This window comes from Neisseria viridiae (assembly GCF_962747995.1).
GTDB classification, from domain to species: domain Bacteria; phylum Pseudomonadota; class Gammaproteobacteria; order Burkholderiales; family Neisseriaceae; genus Neisseria; species Neisseria viridiae.
This window is the reverse complement of the sequence record NZ_CAUJAJ010000009.1, coordinates 40,759-59,873: the sequence shown is the minus strand read 5'-3', so window position 1 is coordinate 59,873 and position 19,115 is coordinate 40,759. Positions and strand designations below refer to the sequence as shown.

Annotated in this window: 22 protein-coding genes; 12 read left to right on the top strand and 10 right to left on the bottom strand. The window is 50.1% G+C overall.

What is annotated here, in order from left to right:
* Nucleotide 1: 1 nt before the first annotated feature.
* From secY to oxyR, 12 genes are all read left to right on the top strand, one after another.
* On the top strand, nucleotides 2-1,312 hold the full coding sequence (gene secY, locus Q9J79_RS06715) for a preprotein translocase subunit SecY (RefSeq protein WP_301669754.1): 1,311 nt from the start codon (nucleotides 2-4) through the stop codon (nucleotides 1,310-1,312).
* A 4-nt stretch (nucleotides 1,313-1,316) separates the two neighbouring features.
* Nucleotides 1,317-1,535 carry a translation initiation factor IF-1 gene (gene infA / locus Q9J79_RS06710; protein WP_002215452.1) on the top strand — a complete coding sequence of 73 codons (219 nt, stop codon included), beginning with the start codon at nucleotides 1,317-1,319 and terminating at the stop codon, nucleotides 1,533-1,535.
* A gap of 20 nt (nucleotides 1,536-1,555) precedes the next feature.
* Nucleotides 1,556-1,669: a 50S ribosomal protein L36 gene (gene rpmJ, locus Q9J79_RS06705; protein WP_003697674.1), complete on the top strand. Its 114-nt coding sequence runs from the start codon at nucleotides 1,556-1,558 to the stop codon at nucleotides 1,667-1,669.
* A 65-nt stretch (nucleotides 1,670-1,734) separates the two neighbouring features.
* Nucleotides 1,735-2,097, top strand: coding sequence for a 30S ribosomal protein S13 (gene rpsM / locus Q9J79_RS06700; protein ID WP_002215453.1), 363 nt, complete (start codon nucleotides 1,735-1,737; stop codon nucleotides 2,095-2,097).
* 19 nt (nucleotides 2,098-2,116) lie between these two features.
* Complete coding sequence (gene rpsK, locus Q9J79_RS06695; protein WP_002216249.1) at nucleotides 2,117-2,512, top strand: 30S ribosomal protein S11; 396 nt, start codon at nucleotides 2,117-2,119, stop codon at nucleotides 2,510-2,512.
* A gap of 19 nt (nucleotides 2,513-2,531) precedes the next feature.
* Nucleotides 2,532-3,152 (top strand): 30S ribosomal protein S4, encoded by a 621-nt coding sequence (rpsD, locus tag Q9J79_RS06690; protein ID WP_003749818.1) that lies wholly within the window; start codon nucleotides 2,532-2,534, stop codon nucleotides 3,150-3,152.
* Between the two features lie 25 nt (nucleotides 3,153-3,177).
* Nucleotides 3,178-4,164: a DNA-directed RNA polymerase subunit alpha gene (locus Q9J79_RS06685; protein WP_301911766.1), complete on the top strand. Its 987-nt coding sequence runs from the start codon at nucleotides 3,178-3,180 to the stop codon at nucleotides 4,162-4,164.
* Between the two features lie 23 nt (nucleotides 4,165-4,187).
* Complete coding sequence (gene rplQ, locus Q9J79_RS06680) at nucleotides 4,188-4,556, top strand: 50S ribosomal protein L17 (RefSeq protein ID WP_002216251.1); 369 nt, start codon at nucleotides 4,188-4,190, stop codon at nucleotides 4,554-4,556.
* Between the two features lie 146 nt (nucleotides 4,557-4,702).
* Nucleotides 4,703-5,416, top strand: a complete 714-nt coding sequence (gene minC / locus Q9J79_RS06675) for a septum site-determining protein MinC (protein ID WP_301911767.1) — start codon at nucleotides 4,703-4,705, stop codon at nucleotides 5,414-5,416.
* Between the two features lie 28 nt (nucleotides 5,417-5,444).
* Entirely contained in the window at nucleotides 5,445-6,260 is an 816-nt protein-coding gene (gene minD / locus Q9J79_RS06670) for a septum site-determining protein MinD (protein ID WP_003690053.1), read from the top strand.
* Nucleotides 6,261-6,263: 3 nt separating this feature from the next.
* Nucleotides 6,264-6,527, top strand: a complete 264-nt coding sequence (gene minE / locus Q9J79_RS06665) for a cell division topological specificity factor MinE (RefSeq protein WP_003749826.1) — start codon at nucleotides 6,264-6,266, stop codon at nucleotides 6,525-6,527.
* A gap of 3 nt (nucleotides 6,528-6,530) precedes the next feature.
* A complete protein-coding gene (oxyR, locus tag Q9J79_RS06660) occupies nucleotides 6,531-7,451 on the top strand; it encodes a LysR family transcriptional regulator OxyR (RefSeq protein ID WP_301911768.1) in 921 nt (306 codons plus the stop codon).
* A 90-nt stretch (nucleotides 7,452-7,541) separates the two neighbouring features.
* Here the strand turns inward: oxyR and Q9J79_RS06655 are convergent, their stop codons facing one another.
* From Q9J79_RS06655 to rseP, 10 genes are all read right to left on the bottom strand, one after another.
* Entirely contained in the window at nucleotides 7,542-8,006 is a 465-nt protein-coding gene (locus Q9J79_RS06655) for a hypothetical protein (RefSeq protein WP_301911769.1), read from the bottom strand.
* A 204-nt stretch (nucleotides 8,007-8,210) separates the two neighbouring features.
* The gene (locus Q9J79_RS06650) at nucleotides 8,211-8,438 is read right to left on the bottom strand and encodes an enterochelin ABC transporter (protein ID WP_096108450.1); all 228 of its coding nucleotides are present in this window, start codon (nucleotides 8,436-8,438) and stop codon (nucleotides 8,211-8,213) included.
* A 74-nt stretch (nucleotides 8,439-8,512) separates the two neighbouring features.
* Nucleotides 8,513-11,350, bottom strand: a complete 2,838-nt coding sequence (locus tag Q9J79_RS06645) for a valine--tRNA ligase (RefSeq protein WP_301911798.1) — start codon at nucleotides 11,348-11,350, stop codon at nucleotides 8,513-8,515.
* 100 nt (nucleotides 11,351-11,450) lie between these two features.
* A complete protein-coding gene (gene lpxA, locus Q9J79_RS06640; RefSeq protein ID WP_301911770.1) occupies nucleotides 11,451-12,227 on the bottom strand; it encodes an acyl-ACP--UDP-N-acetylglucosamine O-acyltransferase in 777 nt (258 codons plus the stop codon).
* Nucleotides 12,228-12,269: 42 nt separating this feature from the next.
* Nucleotides 12,270-12,950, bottom strand: coding sequence for an Abi family protein (locus Q9J79_RS06635; protein ID WP_301911799.1), 681 nt, complete (start codon nucleotides 12,948-12,950; stop codon nucleotides 12,270-12,272).
* 206 nt (nucleotides 12,951-13,156) lie between these two features.
* Entirely contained in the window at nucleotides 13,157-13,606 is a 450-nt protein-coding gene (gene fabZ, locus Q9J79_RS06630; RefSeq protein WP_003675936.1) for a 3-hydroxyacyl-ACP dehydratase FabZ, read from the bottom strand.
* 33 nt (nucleotides 13,607-13,639) lie between these two features.
* On the bottom strand, nucleotides 13,640-14,683 hold the full coding sequence (lpxD, locus tag Q9J79_RS06625) for a UDP-3-O-(3-hydroxymyristoyl)glucosamine N-acyltransferase (RefSeq protein ID WP_301911771.1): 1,044 nt from the start codon (nucleotides 14,681-14,683) through the stop codon (nucleotides 13,640-13,642).
* A gap of 32 nt (nucleotides 14,684-14,715) precedes the next feature.
* The gene (locus tag Q9J79_RS06620) at nucleotides 14,716-15,216 is read right to left on the bottom strand and encodes an OmpH/Skp family outer membrane protein (protein WP_301911800.1); all 501 of its coding nucleotides are present in this window, start codon (nucleotides 15,214-15,216) and stop codon (nucleotides 14,716-14,718) included.
* A 65-nt stretch (nucleotides 15,217-15,281) separates the two neighbouring features.
* Entirely contained in the window at nucleotides 15,282-17,705 is a 2,424-nt protein-coding gene (gene bamA, locus Q9J79_RS06615; RefSeq protein ID WP_301911772.1) for an outer membrane protein assembly factor BamA, read from the bottom strand.
* A gap of 56 nt (nucleotides 17,706-17,761) precedes the next feature.
* A complete protein-coding gene (gene rseP, locus Q9J79_RS06610) occupies nucleotides 17,762-19,102 on the bottom strand; it encodes an RIP metalloprotease RseP (protein WP_301911773.1) in 1,341 nt (446 codons plus the stop codon).
* Nucleotides 19,103-19,115 lie beyond the last annotated feature (13 nt).

The following is a 19,115-nucleotide window of genomic DNA, read 5'->3' as shown; positions in this document are numbered from 1 at the left end:
TGTGGCTAATCAACAAACGTCATCAGGTTTATCCAAGTTTGGAGATCTTAAGAAACGTCTTTTGTTTCTATTTGGGGCATTGATTGTTTTTCGAATTGGTGCCCATATACCCGTACCTGGAGTTGATGCTGTTGCTTTAGCTAAATTATACGAAAGCGCTGGAAACGGCATCCTGGGAATGTTGAATATGTTTTCCGGTGGGTCGTTAGAGCGCTTTAGTATATTTGCAATAGGAATCATGCCATATATTTCAGCTTCTATTATTGTACAGCTCGCTTCTGAAATTTTGCCATCATTGAAAGCTTTAAAAAAAGAAGGGGAGGCTGGTAGAAAGGTAATTACGAAATATACTAGGTATGGTACTGTTTTGTTAGCAATTCTTCAAAGTCTAGGTGTTGCATCTTTCGTATTTCAGCAAGGAGTTGTTGTAACAAGTTCATTTGAGTTTCATGTTTCCACGGTAGTTTCTTTGGTAACGGGAACCATGTTTCTTATGTGGCTTGGGGAGCAAATTACTGAAAGGGGTATCGGGAACGGTATTTCTTTAATCATTACGGCAGGTATTGCTTCAGGTATTCCTTCGGGTATTGCAAAGCTGGTTACACTGACGAACCAAGGTTCTATGAGTATGCTTACGGCGTTGCTTGTTGTATTTGGTGCCTTATTATTAATTTATTTGGTTGTATACTTTGAAAGTGCACAGCGGAAGATTCCTATTCATTATGCAAAACGCCAGTTTAATGGCGGGGTGGGTAGTCAAAATACGCATATGCCTTTCAAGTTGAATATGGCTGGTGTTATTCCCCCAATTTTTGCTTCCAGTATTATTCTATTTCCATCTACTCTTTTAGGTTGGTTTGGTTCGGCTGATACAAATAGTGTTTTGCACAAAATAGCTGGATTGTTACAACACGGTCAATTGCTGTATATGGCTTTATTTGCAGCGACAGTTATTTTCTTTTGTTATTTTTATACGGCTTTGTTTTTTAGCCCTAAAGAAATGGCAGAGAATTTAAAAAAGAGTGGTGCTTTTGTTCCTGGGATTAGACCTGGTGAGCAGACCTCTAGGTATTTAGAAAAAGTTGTATTACGTTTGACATTGTTTGGAGCTCTTTATATTACAACTATTTGTTTAATTCCAGAGTTCTTAACTACGGTTTTAAATGTACCTTTTTATTTGGGTGGCACGTCTTTGTTGATTCTAGTTGTTGTAACGATGGATTTTAGTACACAAATAAATTCGTATAGGCTTACTCAACAGTATGATAAGTTAATGACTCGTTCAGAAATGAAATCATTTTCTCGGAAATAGAATTATGGCGAAAGAAGATACTATCCAAATGCAAGGTGAAATTCTTGAAACTTTACCTAATGCAACATTTAAAGTAAAACTTGAGAATGACCATATTGTATTGGGTCATATTTCTGGGAAGATGCGGATGCATTACATTCGTATTTCTCCGGGAGATAAGGTCACAGTAGAGCTGACACCTTATGATCTAACTAGGGCTCGAATTGTTTTCAGAGCAAGATAAACCAATAAAAGGAAAATAAAATGCGTGTACAACCATCTGTTAAGAAAATTTGCCGAAATTGCAAGATTATTCGTCGAAATCGTGTAGTTCGTGTAATTTGTACTGATCCCCGTCACAAACAGCGTCAAGGTTAATGGAATATTTCTTTTAATGTGATTCTGTGATATAGTGACACACTTTGCCCTAAAAAGGAAAAAATATGGCTCGTATTGCAGGGGTAAATATCCCTAATAACGCACACATCGTAATTGGTCTTCAGGCTATTTACGGTATTGGTGCTACTCGTGCTAAATTGATTTGTGAGGCTGCAAATATTGCGCCTGATACTAAAGCAAAAGATTTGGACGAGACTCAATTAGATGCTTTACGTGATCAAGTTGCCAAGTATGAAGTAGAAGGTGATTTGCGTCGTGAAGTAACTATGAGTATCAAGCGATTGATGGACATGGGCTGCTATCGTGGCTTCCGTCATCGTCGCGGCTTACCATGCCGCGGTCAACGCACTCGTACAAATGCGCGTACCCGCAAAGGTCCGCGTAAAGCGATTGCTGGTAAGAAATAAATTTTAAGGAATTTTATTAATGGCTAAAGCAAACACAGCTTCACGTGTACGTAAAAAAGTACGTAAAACCGTGAGTGAGGGTATTGTGCACGTTCATGCATCTTTCAACAATACCATCATTACAATCACTGACCGTCAAGGCAATGCGTTGTCTTGGGCTACCTCTGGCGGCGCTGGTTTTAAAGGTTCTCGTAAAAGTACACCATTTGCAGCACAAGTTGCAGCAGAAGCAGCTGGTAAAGTTGCCCAAGAGTATGGCGTTAAAAATTTAGAGGTTCGTATTAAAGGCCCAGGTCCTGGTCGCGAATCCTCTGTACGTGCTTTAAACGCTCTTGGTTTCAAGATTACCAGCATTACTGACGTTACCCCGTTGCCTCATAACGGTTGCCGTCCGCCTAAAAAACGTCGTATTTAATATTGGAGTGATTTGAAACATGGCACGTTATATTGGCCCTAAATGTAAGTTGGCACGTCGCGAAGGTACGGATTTGTTTTTGAAGAGTGCGCGCCGCTCTTTGGATTCTAAATGTAAAATTGATTCCGCTCCTGGTCAGCATGGTGCAAAAAAACCGCGTTTGTCAGACTATGGTTTGCAGTTGCGTGAAAAACAAAAAATCCGCCGTATTTATGGCGTATTAGAACGTCAGTTCCGTCGTTATTTCGCAGAAGCTGATCGTCGTAAAGGTTCTACTGGCGAGTTGCTGTTGCAATTGCTGGAATCTCGTTTGGATAATGTCGTTTATCGTATGGGTTTCGGTTCTACCCGAGCTGAAGCAAGACAGCTTGTTTCTCATAAGGCGATAGCTGTAAATGGACAAGTTGTCAATATTCCTTCTTTCCAAGTGAAAGCTGGTGATGTTGTCTCAGTTCGTGAAAAAGCCAAAAAACAGGTACGTATTCAAGAAGCATTGGGTTTGGCAACTCAAATCGGCTTGCCGGGTTGGGTTTCTGTAGATGCGGATAAACTTGAGGGTGTGTTCAAAAACATGCCGGATCGCTCGGAATTGACCGGTGATATTAATGAACAGCTGGTGGTAGAGTTCTACTCTAAATAATGCTAGCTCAGTGAGGGACAGTTAAATGCAGAATAGCACAACCGAATTTTTGAAACCTCGTCAAATTGATGTAAATACTTTTTCTGCAACTCGTGCAAAAGTATCTATGCAGCCATTTGAACGTGGTTTCGGTCATACTTTAGGTAATGCTTTGCGCCGTATCTTACTGTCATCCATGAATGGTTTTGCTCCTACTGAAGTGGCTATTGCCGGTGTATTACACGAATATTCTACTGTTGATGGTGTTCAGGAAGATGTTGTTGACATTTTGCTGAATATTAAAGGTATTGTATTTAAGCTCCATGGTCGTAGCCAAGTTCAACTTGTGTTGAAGAAATCAGGTTCAGGTGTCGTATCTGCCGGTGATATTGAGTTGCCGCATGATGTAGAAATTCTGAATCCTGGTCATGTCATTTGTCATTTGGCTGATAACGGTCAAATTGAGATGGAAATTAAAGTAGAGCAAGGTCGTGGTTATCAATCTGTTTCAGGTCGTCAGGTAGTTCGTGATGAGAACCGTCAGATTGGTGCAATCCAGTTGGATGCGAGCTTTTCGCCCATCAGCCGTGTTAGCTTTGAGGTTGAACCTGCACGTGTAGAGCAGCGGACGGATCTTGATAAGTTGGTTTTGGATATCGAAACCGACGGTTCTATTAATCCTGAGGAAGCTGTACGCAGTGCAGCACGTATTTTGATTGATCAGATGTCTATTTTTGCTGATTTGCAGGGTACGCCTGTGGAGGAGGTTGAAGAAAAAGCACCTCCTATCGACCCTGTTCTTTTGCGTCCGGTGGATGATCTGGAATTGACAGTACGTTCAGCTAATTGTTTGAAAGCTGAGGATATTTATTATATTGGCGATTTGATTCAACGCACTGAAACCGAGCTTCTTAAAACGCCGAATTTGGGACGTAAATCTTTGAATGAGATTAAGGAAGTATTGGCATCTAAAGGTTTGACACTGGGTTCTAAGTTGGAAGCATGGCCACCTGTAGGCTTGGAAAAGCCTTAATGAAGAATTAAAGGATAATTGATATGCGTCATCGTAATGGCAATCGCAAATTAAACCGTACCAGCAGTCATCGTGCTGCAATGCTGCGTAATATGGCGAATTCATTATTGACTCACGAAACTATTGTAACAACTCTGCCTAAGGCCAAGGAATTGCGCCGTGTAGTAGAGCCGTTGATTACATTGGGTAAAAAACCGTCATTGGCAAACCGCCGTTTGGCATTTGACCGTACTCGCGACCGTGATGTTGTGGTAAAACTGTTTGGCGATTTGGGTCCTCGTTTTACTGCTCGTAACGGTGGTTATGTTCGAGTGTTGAAATACGGATTCCGTAAAGGTGATAATGCACCTCTGGCACTGGTTGAATTGGTTGACAAACCGGCTGCTGAGTAATTTTAGTCGTATAACGCCATCTGCCGAAAAGCAGGTGGCGTTATTTTTGCAATATCTGATAGGTAATAGGGTATTGGCTATTATGTTTAAAATATTAATTGAATAGCTAGGGTTTGCGCGGTAAACTTACATCATTAAAAAATTCTATGATGGTCTATATGATGAATGCCTTCGATATAAAGTCGACAAAGATGGACGTATTGTCTATATCTTTGCATACATCAGACTTGTTTAATTTGGAAGATGTGTTGGTCAAATTAGGCAAGAAGTTTCAAGAGTCTGGTGTTGTTCCATTTGTTCTGGATGTTCAAGAGTTTGATTATCCCGAGTCTTTGGATCTTGCTGCATTGGTTTCGTTGTTTTCAAGGCATGGTATGCAAATTTTGGGTCTGAAGCATTCTGATGAACGTTGGGCTGCTGTGGCTATGAAGTATCATTTGCTGTTTTGTCTGTCTCATTCGGAAAATGTCAAAGAACTGGGTCAGGTTGAGGTGCAGAAAACGGAGGATGGTCAGAAAGCAAGGAAAACAGTATTGATTACATCCCCTGTCCGTACTGGTCAGCAGGTTTATGCCGAAGATGGCGATTTGATTGTTACAGGGGCGGTCAGTCAGGGGGCGGAATTGATTGCGGATGGCAATATACATATTTATGCGCCGATGAGGGGGCGTGCTTTGGCCGGTGCCAAGGGTGATACTTCTGCCCGCATATTTATCCATTCCATGCAGGCAGAACTGGTTTCTGTGGCGGGTATTTACCGTAATTTTGAACAGGATTTGCCGGATCATCTGCACAAGCAGCCGGTACAGATATTGTTACAGGATAACCGGTTGGTTATCAGTGCAATTGGCTCAGAGTAATTGTTTGATATTTTAAAAAGGAAATATTGTGGCAAAAATTATTGTAGTAACTTCAGGTAAGGGCGGTGTCGGTAAAACGACTACCAGTGCCAGTATTGCGACAGGTTTGGCATTACGCGGATATAAAACGGCGGTAATTGATTTTGATGTGGGCTTGCGTAACCTCGACCTCATTATGGGTTGCGAGCGTCGTGTCGTTTATGACCTGATCAATGTCATTCAGGGTGAGGCGACACTCAACCAGGCTTTGATTAAAGATAAAAATTGTGAAAACCTGTTTATTTTGCCGGCTTCCCAGACTCGGGATAAAGACGCTTTGACACGCGAGGGTGTCGAAAAAGTGATGCAGGAGCTGTCCGGCAAGAAAATGGGTTTTGAGTATATTATTTGCGACTCTCCCGCCGGTATTGAGCAGGGTGCATTGATGGCGTTGTATTTTGCTGATGAAGCCATTGTAACGACCAATCCTGAGGTTTCCAGTGTGCGTGACTCCGACAGGATTTTGGGAATTTTGCAAAGCAAATCCCGTAAGGCAGAGCAAGGCGGTTCGGTTAAAGAACATCTGTTGATTACGCGTTATTCTCCCGAACGTGTGGCAAAAGGCGAAATGCTGTCTGTACAGGATATTTGCGATATTCTGCGTATTCCTTTGCTGGGTGTGATTCCCGAATCCCAAAACGTCTTGCAGGCATCCAATTCCGGAGAACCGGTCATCCATCAGGACAGCGTAGCGGCTTCCGAGGCATATAAGGACGTTATTGCCCGTCTTTTGGGCGAGAACCGTGAAATGCGTTTCTTGGAAGCTGAGAAAAAAAGCTTCTTCAAACGTCTGTTCGGAGGATAAGGTATGTCATTGATCGAACTTTTATTCGGCAGAAAGCAGAAAACGGCAACCGTTGCCCGCGACCGCCTTCAAATCATCATTGCCCAAGAGCGCGCCCAAGAAGGTCAGGCTCCGGATTACCTGCCGACTTTACGTAAAGAGTTGATGGAAGTCCTGTCCAAATATGTGAATGTTTCATTAGACAATATCCGTATTTCCCAAGAAAAGCAGGATGGTATGGATGTGCTTGAGTTGAACATTACTTTGCCGGAACAGAAAAAGGTATAGGACATGACCTTAACCGAATTGCGGTACATCGTCGCAGTCGCCCAAGAACGTCATTTCGGTCGGGCGGCGCGGCGTTGTTTTGTCAGCCAGCCCACTTTGTCTATTGCCATTAAGAAATTGGAAGAAGAGCTTGCCGTCTCTTTGTTTGACCGGAGCAGCAACGATATTATTACGACCGAGGCGGGGGAACGTATCGTTGCACAGGCGCGTAAGGTATTGGAAGAGGCGGAGCTTATCAGGCATTTGGCAAATGAAGAACAAAACGAGCTGGAGGGTGCGTTCAAACTCGGGCTGATTTTTACGGTTGCGCCGTACCTGCTGCCGAAATTGATTGTTTCGTTGCGCCGTACTGCACCGAAAATGCCTTTGATGTTGGAAGAGAATTACACGCATACTTTGACCGAGTCGCTCAAACGCGGGGACGTTGACGCGATTATCGTTGCCGAACCGTTTCAAGAGCCGGGCATTGTTACCGAACCCTTGTATGACGAACCGTTTTTCGTGATTGTCCCGAAAGGGCATTCATTTGAGGAACTGGATGCCGTTTCGCCCCGGATGCTGGGTGAGGAGCAGGTTTTGCTGCTGACGGAAGGCAACTGTATGCGGGATCAGGTACTCTCAAGCTGTTCCGAATTGGCGGCGAAACAGCGCATACAGGGGCTGACCAATACATTGCAGGGCAGCTCGATCAATACAATCCGCCATATGGTCGCCAGCGGTTTGGCAATCAGCGTGTTGCCGGCAACCGCGCTGACCGAGAACGACCATATGCTGTTCAGCATTATTCCGTTTGAAGGTACGCCGCCAAGCCGGCGGGTCGTATTGGCATACCGCCGCAATTTTGTCCGTCCGAAGGCGTTGTCGGCGATGAAGGCGGCGATTATGCAGTCGCAGCTTCACGGGGTAAGTTTTATCTACGATTAGGCGCAGGCAATGCCGTCTGAAACGGGTTTCAGACGGCATTTGTTATCTCTGCCGTCAATCAGGCAAACCGATTTGACCTGCAATCGTGTTTTACTTCACTTTCGTACATACCTCACGGGAAATTCCGTCTTCAGACACCAATTTTCCTGTTTTATCCGCTTGATATATTTCATCTTTTCCGGGTTTGTCCATCTGCGCGACCAATCCGGTGTGCATCATGCTTTCCAAGAGTCGTCCATCCTCCGACTTTTCCAACCACGCCAGTGTTTCGGGGCTGTGTTGCCGTGAAACTTCGCTATATTTGATTTGGCTTTGCGTCAAGGCATTGTTTTCAAGACGCCATTTCCCTTCGCCGACAACACGGTATGCCAAGATATTGCCGTCATCATCAATTTTGAGTATGGCATCGCCACGGAAACTGCCGTCCTGAAGATATTCGACTTTTGTATCACTGTGAATGTTTTCATCAGTGCCGATGCAATGCCATGTACCGACAATCGGAGAAGCCAAGGCGGTTGTTGCGGATAAAAGTACCGGCAGAATAAAGAGTTTCATCGTATTTCCTTTTCGGTTGAAACCCCGCCCTTTAGGGCGGCAGGATTAGACTTTATTTGGGAGGGGCGTAACCCTTGGCAACACATAGGGCGACGCTTTATGTGTCGTCCTGTATGTTGAAACATCTATTTCCTTTCTTAAAAGAGGCCGTCTGAAAAACATTTTTCAGACGACCTTTGCGGGTATTCTGCCACAGGCGGACGTTCAAGAAATATAAATCACGAGGCCGGCAATCAGCACCAGTTGGACACCCAGCTTCATCAGTGCGGTACGGCTGACGAAGTAGATAAACCAAGTGCCGGTCAGAATCAACAATAGAATAATCAGCCACGGTCGCCATTTGTTGAGGTGGACGGCTTCGGTAAAGCAGGTATGAATATGAAGTACGACGATGGCGACGACGAGCAATATAGGCACGATGAAGTCCATCATTTGATTTCCTTTTGATGAGGCCGTCTGAAAACTCTGGTTTCAGGTTTTCAGACGGCCTTGTCTATTCAATCAAATCAGTCTTTCAACTTCGCCAACTGAGTTTGCACTTTTGCCATTTTGTCTTCCAATTCCACCAAATCGGCTTTGTCTTTTTCCACCAGATGCGCCGGGGCTTTTTCGGTGTAGCCGGGTTTGGAGAGTTTGGTGTTGAGTTTGTCCAAGGCTTTTTGCAGCTTCTCGGCTTCTTTGCTCAAGCGGGCGGTTTCGGCGGCTTTGTCGATTTCGACTTTCAGCATCAGGCGCGCGCCGTTGCAGACGGCGACGGGCGCGTCTTCGCTTTCGGGCAGGGCGGCGACTTGCCGTGCTTCGGTCAGGCGGGTCATCATCGGCAGGTATTTGAGGTAGTCCGCCAAGTCGTCCGCGCTTTCGACAAACAGCGGAGCTTTGACATTAGGCTGGATGCCCATTTCGCCGCGCAGGTTGCGGACGGCGCCGATCAAATCCTGCAACACGGTCATTTGCTCGAATGCCGTCTGAACAATATCGCCGCCGTCAGCTTCGGGGAAGCGGGCGAGCATGATGCTGTCGGCGGTTTTCGCGTCGCACATAGGAGCGACGGTTTGCCACAGTTCTTCGGTAATGAACGGGATAATCGGGTGCAGCAGGCGCAGGGCGGCTTCGAGTACGCGCAATAAGGTATGGCGTGTGGCGCGCTGGCGGCTGGCGCAGCCGGTTTGGAGCTGCACTTTGGCGAGTTCCAAATACCAGTCGCAATAGTCGTTCCACACGAAGCTGTACAGGGTTTCTGCCGCCAAATCAAAGCGGTAGGTTTCGTAGGCTTGCGTAACCTGCTCGATGGTTTGATTCAGACGGCCTACAATCCACATATCGGGGAAGGAATAGCCGCGCGGTTCGGTGGCGGTTGCGCCGTAGCCGCAGTCTTGGTTTTCGGTGTTCATCAAGACGAAGTTGGTGGCGTTCCAGATTTTGTTGCAGAAGTTGCGGTAGCCTTCGGCGCGTTTGAAGTCGAAGTTCACGCTGCGGCCGAGGCTGGCGTAGCTCGCCATGGTGAAGCGCAATGCGTCCGCGCCCATGCTCGGAATGCCTTCTGGGAAGAGTTTTTTCGTGGCTTCTTCCACTTTCGGCGCGGTTTCGGGTTTGCGCAGACCGGTGGTGCGTTTCACCAGCAGCTTGTCCAAGTCGATGCCGTCAATCAAATCGACGGGGTCGATGACGTTGCCTTCGGATTTGGACATTTTTTTGCCTTCGTGGTCGCGCACGATGCCGTGGATGTACACGTCTTTAAACGGTACTTTGCCGGTGAAGTGGGTGGTCATCATAATCATGCGCGCCACCCAGAAGAAGATGATTTCGTAGCCGGTTACCAAGACGTTAGACGGCAGGAAGGCTTTGAGTTCGTCGGTTTCAGACGGCCAGCCGAGCGTGGAGAACGGCACGAGCGCGGAGGAGAACCATGTGTCCAATACGTCTTCTTCGCGGGTCAAGCCTGTTTTGCCGGCTTGTTTTTCAGCTTCTTCCTGATTGCGGGCGACGTACACATTGCCTTCGTTGTCGTACCACGCGGGGATTTGATGCCCCCACCACAGTTGGCGCGAAATACACCAGTCTTGGATGTTGTTCATCCATTGGTTGTAAGTGTTGACCCAGTTTTCGGGGATAAAGCGCACTGCGCCGCTGTCGACGGCTTTTTTGGCTTTGTCTGCGAGGCTCAAGCCTTTGTATTCGCTGTCAGGTTCGCCGCCGTTTGGCGTGGCGGACATGGCGACAAACCATTGGCTGGTCAGCATAGGTTCAATCACTGAGCCTGTACGGTCGCCTTTTGGCGTCATCAGCGTGTGCGCTTTGATTTCGACCAACAAGCCTTGTTCCTGCAAATCGGCAACCATTTGTTTGCGCGCGGCAAAGCGGTCTAAACCTGCATATTTTTCAGGCAGGGCAAAGCCTGATTGCGCTTCGCCTTTGAAGTTGAACACTTCGGCGTTTGCCAGCACTTTGGCTTCCAAATCGAACACATTAATCAGGCGCGTGTCGTGGCGTTTGCCGACTTCATAGTCGTTGAAGTCGTGTGCAGGCGTGATTTTCACGCAACCGGTGCCGAAGTCTTTTTCAACGTATTCGTCGGCAATCACGGGGATGGTACGGCCGGTCAGCGGCAGGATTAATTCTTTGCCGATTAAGTGGGTGTAACGTTCGTCTTCGGGATTGACGGCAACGGCCACGTCGCCCAGCAACGTTTCGGGACGGGTGGTCGCCACGATAACGGCTTCGGCAGGATTGTCGGCCAGCGGATAGCGGATGTGCCACATAGAGCCTTGTTCTTCCACGCTTTCCACTTCCAAATCAGACACTGCCGTGCCAAGCACGGGATCCCAGTTCACCAAGCGTTTGCCGCGGTAAATCAAGCCCTGTTCATACAGGCGCACGAACACTTCGGTTACGGTTTCGGCGCGCACGTCGTCCATCGTGAAATACTCGCGCGTCCAGTCGGCAGAGCAGCCCACGCGGCGCATTTGTTGGGTAATCGTGCCGCCGGAAACTTCTTTCCATTCCCACACTTTTTCCAAGAATTTTTCGCGCCCCAAGTCATGACGGGACACGTTTTGCGCGGCAAGCTGACGCTCGACCACGATTTGCGTGGCGATGCCCGCGTGGTCTGTGCCGGGAATCCAGGCGGTGTTGCAGCCTTTCATGCGGTAGTAGCGGGTCAGGCCGTCCATGATGGTTTGGTTGAAGGCATGGCCCATGTGCAGCGTGCCGGTTACATTCGGCGGCGGCAGTTGGATGGAGAAAGACGGTTTGGTTAAATCCATATCGGGCTGGAAATAACCTTGGGTTTCCCAGTTTTGATAGTGTTTGGATTCGATTTCGGCGGGATTGTATTTGTCTAACATATGAAGCCCTGAGAAATAAGATGATTTGATGGTTTGAATTATAGCGCAAATGCCGTCTGAAACGCTTTTGGAGGTTTCAGACGGCATCAAAAGGGTACGGTTAGCGGATGATGCCGCGCGTCGATTGTGCGAAAAAGTCTCGGAATACGGCAAGCTCGGCTTGGGTTTCGGCGCGGCGGAGGATGTCTGCCTTGGCTTCTTCAAACGGAATGCCGCGATGGTAGAGGGTTTTGTACACGTCTTTGACGGCGGAAATCTGCTCTGCGGTAAAACCGTTGCGGCGCATGCCTTCGCTGTTGAGCCCCGCCGGTTCGGCGCGGTAGCCCGATGCCATAAAGTAGGGCGGTACGTCTTTGTGTACGCCTGCGGCGAAGGCGGTCATGGCGTAGTCGCCGATGCGGCAGAATTGGAAAACCAGCGTGTAGCCGCCCAAAACGACGTAGTCGCCGATGGTAACGTGTCCGGCAAGCGAGGCGTTGTTGGCGAAGATGGTGTAGTTGCCGACCACGCAGTCGTGCGCGAGGTGGCAGTACGCCATAATCCAGTTGCCGTCGCCGACGCGGGTTTCGCCGATGCCGGTTACCGTGCCTAAATTGAAGGTGGTGAATTCGCGGATGGTGTTGCCGTTGCCGATAATCAGCTTGGTCGGCTCGTCGCGGTATTTTTTGTCCTGCGGGATTTCGCCGAGGCTGGCAAATTGGAAAATGCGGTTGTTTTCGCCGATGGTGGTATGACCGTTGATGACGGCGTGCGGGCCGATTTCGGTATTCGCGCCGATTTGGACGTTGGGGCCGATGACGGTGTATGCGCCGACTTTGACGCCGGAGTCGAGTTCGGCTTTGGGGTCGATGACGGCGGTCGGGTGGATGAGGGTCATGTTTTTAATACTCCGCTGCTTGTTAAGACAAATAATAGAAAATCACAGTTTGTCGATTTCATCGCAGACCGCAATCACTTGATCGCCAAAATGGCTAAATACTGAAGCAGTATCTACATCCATGTAATTAAGCAGTTCAAAAATAGATTGGTGAATATTTCTAGCGTAGCCGGTATCTTTTATTGCACCTTTAAAACAAATCGGCTCGTGATGTGCCAAACGATTACGGAAATTGTTAATATTGGAAAGTTCTCGAAAAATCCATTTTTGGTTATATTGCACACTTGGTGTAGATTTGGGCTTTTTGGGAAAAACTTTCATCAATACTTTCCCTGTAGCATCAAATTGGGCATCTTTCCCTCCTGCAAACAGATACCGCCAAAAACCGAATCCTAGTCCTGCAACCAATTGGTTGTGGTCAAACTTTCCTCCGCTATTATTTTGTATTTTAGATAATGCAACCTTGATTAATTCAGCAGATTCTTTCGTACCATTTCTTAAAAAGCAACCTTGATATTTCAATGCAGGATTCGTTTGTGGCTGTATGCTATCATATAACCAGTTTCCGTCTTTAAACGCCTGCTGAAGGCAAATGTCAATTTTGTTTCTTAAAACAATCTCAAATATTGAAACAACATGAAAAAGTTCTCTTGATAAAGATAAATTCAATAAATACAATTCAGCTGCTTTGTCTTCCCCAACGGCATTTTTATACCGTTCCATTCTGAAATCAGAAAAAATACTACAGCATTCCTTATAATTCACGCTAACCCCTGATTCTTTATTTTTAAATTGACGTTTCAAACTATATTTGATATAGTCAGATGAAACTAATCCCCACCGTGTCCCTGGGTTTGAATAAACCTAAACCGGTGGGTTTTCTTTTTATTAGGTCGTCTGAAACTTTCAGACGACCTTTTTCTGAACACTCAAACCACGCGTTTGGCGCACATAATCACGGCTTCGACAGCGACTTGGCCGTCTACTTTGGCAACGGCGTTGAATTTGCCGATGCCGCGCCGGCTGGTCAGCAGCTCGACTTCAAAGACGAGTTGGTCGCCGGGGATGACTTGGCGTTTGAAACGGGCTTCGTCTATACCGGCGAAGAAGAAGAATTCGTTTTCCTTGCGCCCGCCTTCGCTTAAAATCGCCAACGTGCCGCACGCCTGCGCCATCGCTTCGATGATGAGTACGCCGGGCATAACGGGCAGGTCGGGAAAGTGGCCTTGGAACTGCGGCTCGTTCATGGTGACGTTTTTAATCGCGGTCAGGGTTTTCATCGGCTCGAAGGCGGTGATGCGGTCGAGCTGGAGAAACGGATAGCGGTGGGGGATGAGTTTTTGGATGTCTTTGGCTTCGATGGGGAGTTGAACGTCCATGTTTTTGTGTTCCTTGGAAAAATCGGTTTGGATTTATTGCGTGTCTTTGCCGTCTGAAAGCTGCTGCTCCAGTGTTTTGAGGCGTTTGTTCATTTCGCTTAAGCGGTGGATATGGACGGCGTTGCGCGCCCATTCTTTATGCTCGGACATCGGGAAGATGCCGGCGAGGTGTTTGCCGCTTTCGGTAATGCTGTGGGTCACGGACGTGCCGCCGCCGATGGTGGTTTTGTCGGCGATTTCGATGTGTCCGACCGTGCCGACACCGCCGCCGATGATGCAGTAGCTGCCTATGGTTACGCTGCCGGAAATGCCGGTTTTGGCGGCGATGACGGTGTGCGAACCGATTTTGCAGTTGTGTCCGATTTGGACTTGGTTGTCGATTTTGGTGCCGTTGCCGACGGTGGTGTCGCTCATCGCGCCCCGGTCGATGTTGGTGTTCGAACCGATTTCCACGTCGTCGCCCAGCGTTACCGCGCCGGTTTGCGGGATTTTAAACCACGAGTCGCCGGCGAAGGCGAGTCCGAAGCCGTCTGCGCCGATGACTGCGCCGCTGTGGATTTCGACGCGTCTGCCGAGTGTGCAGCCGTAATAAACGACGGCGTTGGGATGCATGACGACTTCGTCGCCCAGTTTGCAATCGTGTTGGACGACGGCGTTTGCCAAGATGCGGCAGCCTTCGCCGAGTACGGTGTTCGCGCCGATGTAGGCGTTCGCGCCGATTTCGCAGCTTGCGGGAACGGTTGCGCCCGGTTCGACGACGGCGGTCGGATGGATGCCGCCGCGCGCTTTGACGACGGGTGAAAACAGGCGCGCGACTTTGGCGAAATAGAGATAGGGGTCGTCGGCGACAATCAGGTTGCGCCCTTCAAATCCGTCTGCCGCTTTGGCGGAAACGATGACCGCGCCCGCGCTGCTGTCGTGGACTTCGGCTTTGTATTTCGGGTTGGCGAGGAAGCTGATGTGTTCCGCCTGCGCGTCTGCGAGCGGGCGCACGGCGGTAACGGAAATGTCCTCGCCGCGCCATTCGCCGCCGAGCCGCGCGGTGATTTGGGACAGGGTGTAGGTGGCCGGAATCATGGTTTTCCTGTTCGGTATGCCGTCTGAAAGGGTCAGCGGGCGTTCATTTCTTTAATGACGCTGTCGGTAACGTCGTATTGGGTGTTGACGTAAATCACGTCCTGCAAAATGACATCGTAACCTTCCTGTTTGGCGATTTTGACGATGACGCGGTTGGCGTTTTGCTGGAGGGAGGCAAACTCTTCGTTGCGGCGGAGGTTGTAGTCTTCTTCAAACTGCGCCTGTTTTTTGCGGAACGCCGCGACCAGTCCGCGCCATTTTTCTTCGGCTTGCGCCTTTTTTGCGTCTTTGAGTTTGCCTTCGGCAAGCTGCCTTTCCAAATCCAAACCTTCGCGTTGCAGTTTTTGCAATTCGTCCTGGCGGGCGGAAAATTCGCCGTCCAGCGTTTTTTGAATCTCGCGCGCCTGCTTGGATTCGAGGTAGATACGCTCGGTGTTGATAAAGCCGATTTTTTGGAAGGTGTCGGCGTACGCGCCTGCGGTGCAGCACAAACCGATCAGGGCGGCGGCAAACGCGCGGGTAAAACGGGTCATGGTAAAACTCCTTCGGATGTTGCCGCGAAATGCCGTCTGAAGGGCTTCAGACGGCATTTGCGGGATTAGAACGTCGTGCCGAGTTGGAATTGGAAGCGTTGGATTTCGTCTTCCGGTTTTTTCTTCAGCGGGTAGGCGTAGCTGAATTTCATCGGGCCCAAAGGCGAGAGCCAGGTAACCGCGCCGCCGGCGGAATAGCGCAATTCGGTGGCGAAGGTCGATTTGTGGGTATTGCCGGCGCCGTAAACGTTTTGAACCCTGCCGCCGGACGTGCCGGCAGCGCCGGTGCCGCCGGTCGCGGAATTGCTGCTGTTGTCGTCGTAGGTTTTGCCGTCCCACACGCTGCCTGCGTCGGCAAACAGGCTCAGGCGGACGGTGCGCGCGTCTTTTGCACCCGGCATCGGGAAGAGCAGCTCGGCGGAGACGTTGGCTTTTTTGTTGCCGCCGTAGCTGATTTTTTCGCCGTATTCGTCATACACTTTCGGGCCGAGCGTGCCGCTTTCGTAGCCGCGCACCGAACCCAGACCGCCGCCGTAGAAGTTTTCAAAGAAGGGGATTTCTTTGGTTTTGCTGTAGCCGTTGGCATAGCCGGCTTCGCCGCCGAGCATCAGCGTGAAGGTTTTGCTCAGGGGGAAGAACCAGGTTTGGTTGTGGGTGGCGGAGTAGTATTGCAGTTTGCTGCCGGGCAGGGCGATTTCGGCGTTCACGCCCGTCAGGTAGCCGCGCGTCGGCCATAACGCGCTGTCGGTTTTGTTGCGCCCCCAGCCGACGGTACCTTTGTACAGCCAGCCTTTGAAGCTGCCGTCTGCGCCGTCGGTTTTGCCGTATTGTTTGATAAAGTCGGCATAGCGTTTGGGTGCTTTGTTGTAGGTGTTGACGGTCAGGTGTTCCGCCGCCAGCCCGAAATTGACGCGGTCGTATTCGGTAACAGGGATACCCATCCTTACGCCGCCGCCGGCCGTGGTGGTTTTATATTGTTTGATGCTGGTCGATGCTTTGCGCGGGTCGAAGGCTTTTCCGTAAACATCGTAGCCCAGGCTGATCCCGTCTGCCGTGAAGTACGGGTCGGTAAACGACAGCGAGCCGTTGAGCGTGGTTTTGCTTCGTGAGGCGCGCAGGGCGGCCGACTTGCCCGTACCGAAGAGGTTGTCCTGCGATACGCCGGCGGACATGACCAAGCCGGTATCCTGCACCCAGCCCGCGCTCAAGTCGAGCGAGCCGGTGGAGCGTTCGGTCAGGCTCATGTTCAAATCGACTTTGTCGGGCGTGCCGGCAAGCGGGACGGCATCAAACTGTACGTTGTCGAAGTAGCCCAACAGCTCGACGCGCTCTTTGGAACGTTGCAGCTTGGAGGTGTCGTAAGGCGCGGATTCCATTTGGCGCAATTCGCGGCGGACGACTTCGTCGCGGGTTTTGTTGTTGCCGGTGATGTGGATTTCGTTGACGTAGATTTTCCGGCCCGGTTCGATGTGCAGGACGAAATCGACGGTTTTGGTTTCGGCGTTTGGCAGCGGCTGTACGCTGATTTCGCTGTAGGCGTAGCCTGCCGAACCCATACGGTTCTGAATCTCATCCAAAACGGCGGTCATCTGCTGACGTTCGTACCATTTGCCGGGTTTCATGGTCAGCAGTTTTTCCAGTTCGGCCTTGGGGACTTCGTTGGTATCGCCTTCAATGGAGACTTTGCCCCAGCGGAAACGTTCGCCTTCGTGGACGGTGATTTTGATGGTCTGCTTGGTTTTGTCTTCGTTGGTTTGGATGTCGGTATCGAGGATGCGGAAATCGAAGTAGCCGTTGTTCTGGTAGAAGTCGGTTACTTTTTCCATGTCTTGGGCAAATTTCTGCTCGTTGAATTGGTTGCTTCGTGTCAGCCATGTCCAAATGCCGCCTTCGGTCAGCGACATCTGCCGCATCAGTTTGCGGTCGGAATAGACTTGGTTGCCTTCAAATTCGATGTCGGTGATTTTGGCGGATTTGCCCTCGTCAATCGTGATGTCGATGTCGACGCGGTTGCGGGCGAGTTTGGTCACTTTGGGCGTGATTTGGATATTGAGTTTGCCGCGTCCGAGGTATTCTTCTTTCAGTCCGGCAACTGCCTGGTTGAGTGTCGCCTGATTAAAGTATTGAGACTGCGCCAGCCCGAACGATTCGAGGTTTTTCTTGATGGCGTCGTTTTGCAGCATTTTTGCGCCGGTGATGTTGAGCGAGCCGATGGTGGGGCGTTCGATGACGGTCAGCAGGAGCTGCCCGTCCGCAGTTTCGACGCGCACGTCGTCAAAGAAACCGGTGGCGTACAGGCTTTTGATGATGGCACTGCCGTGTGTGTCGTTGTAGGTATCGCCGACTTTGACGGGCAGGTAGTTGAATACGGTGCTCGGCTCGGTACGCTGCAAGCCTTCGACGCGGATGTCTTGGATGGTGAAGTCGGCAAATGCCAAAGGCGATATGCCCAACATCATCAGTGCGGAAGCAATCTGTTTCAGTTTCATCGTAAGTTCCTTGTGGTGCGGAATGCGGTTTCAGACGGCATTCCGAAACGTAAAATCTAACCGAGCAGCCGGGTAACGTCGTTGAAGAAGGCGACCGCCATCATCAGCATCATGAGGGCAAGCCCGAAGCGCAAACCGATGTTTTGGACGCGTTCGCTCAAAGGTTTGCCGCGTATCCATTCGGCAGTATAAAACACGAGGTGGCCGCCGTCCAAAACGGGGACGGGCAACAGGTTCAGCACGCCGAGGCTGATGCTGACCAGTGCTAAAAATTCCAAATAACTCTGCAAACCGAGTTCGGCGGACTGCCCGGCAATATCGGCAATGGTCAGCGGCCCGGAAATATGGCTGACAGAGGCGTTGCCGCTAATCAGTTTGCCGAAAAATTTGACGGTTGTCCACGAGTGGGAAACGGTTTTTTCCCAGCCCATACCGAATGCTTGTGCAACTGTCGGGCGGTAGCTGCGGCGGATTTGCGCGTCCCACGCCCTGTCGGGCCGGGGGAACACCCCGACGCGCCCGATCAGGGTGTGGTCGGACTGTTCGACAGTATCGGGGCGGATGTCGGCGGTGCGGGTTTGTCCGGCGCGTTCGTAGGTCAGGGTGATTTTTTTGCCGGGGCTTTGGCGGGTCAGGTTTGCCCATTCCTGCCATGAGGCGATGGGTTTGCCGTCGGCGGCAGTCAGCCTGTCGCCCGGTTTCAGGCCTGCTTTTTCGGCGGGGCTGCCTTTTTCCACGCCGCCGGCAACGGTTGTGATTTTAAAGGGCATCAGTCCGATGTAGCCTTGGTTTTTTGCGATTTTGCCGGCTTCCGGCGTGCCTGCGGCATCGATGGTGCGGACGGTTTGCGCGCCCGATGCCGTCTGAACGCCGACGGCGACTTTGCCGGCTTCGAGGTTGAGGACGATTTCGGTTTGCGCGCCGCCCCAGTCTTGGACGGCAACGCCGTTGACGGATTGTATTTTGTCGCCGCTTTGGAAGCCGGCACGGGCGGCAATGGTGCCGGGTTCGACTGTGCCGACATAGGGGAGGATTTCGGTTACGCCGAAGGAAAAACTCAAGCCGTAAAGCAAAACCGCCAGTGCGAGATTGGTCAGCGGGCCGGCGGCGACGATGGCGATGCGTTTGGCGGGGTGTTGTTTGTCAAAAGCGTAGGGTAAATCGGCTTCTGATACTTCGCCTTCGCGCGTATCGACCATTTTGACGTAGCCGCCCAACGGAATCGGGGCGAGGCACCATTCGGTGTCGCCGCGCTTTCGGGTGAAAAACGGTTTGCCGAAGCCGATGGAAAAACGCAGCACTTTTACGCCGCACAATCTGGCGACGATGTAGTGTCCGAATTCGTGCAGGCTGACCAAAATCAGGATGGCAACGATAAAGGCAAGTAGGGTGTGCAAATGGTTTTCCTTT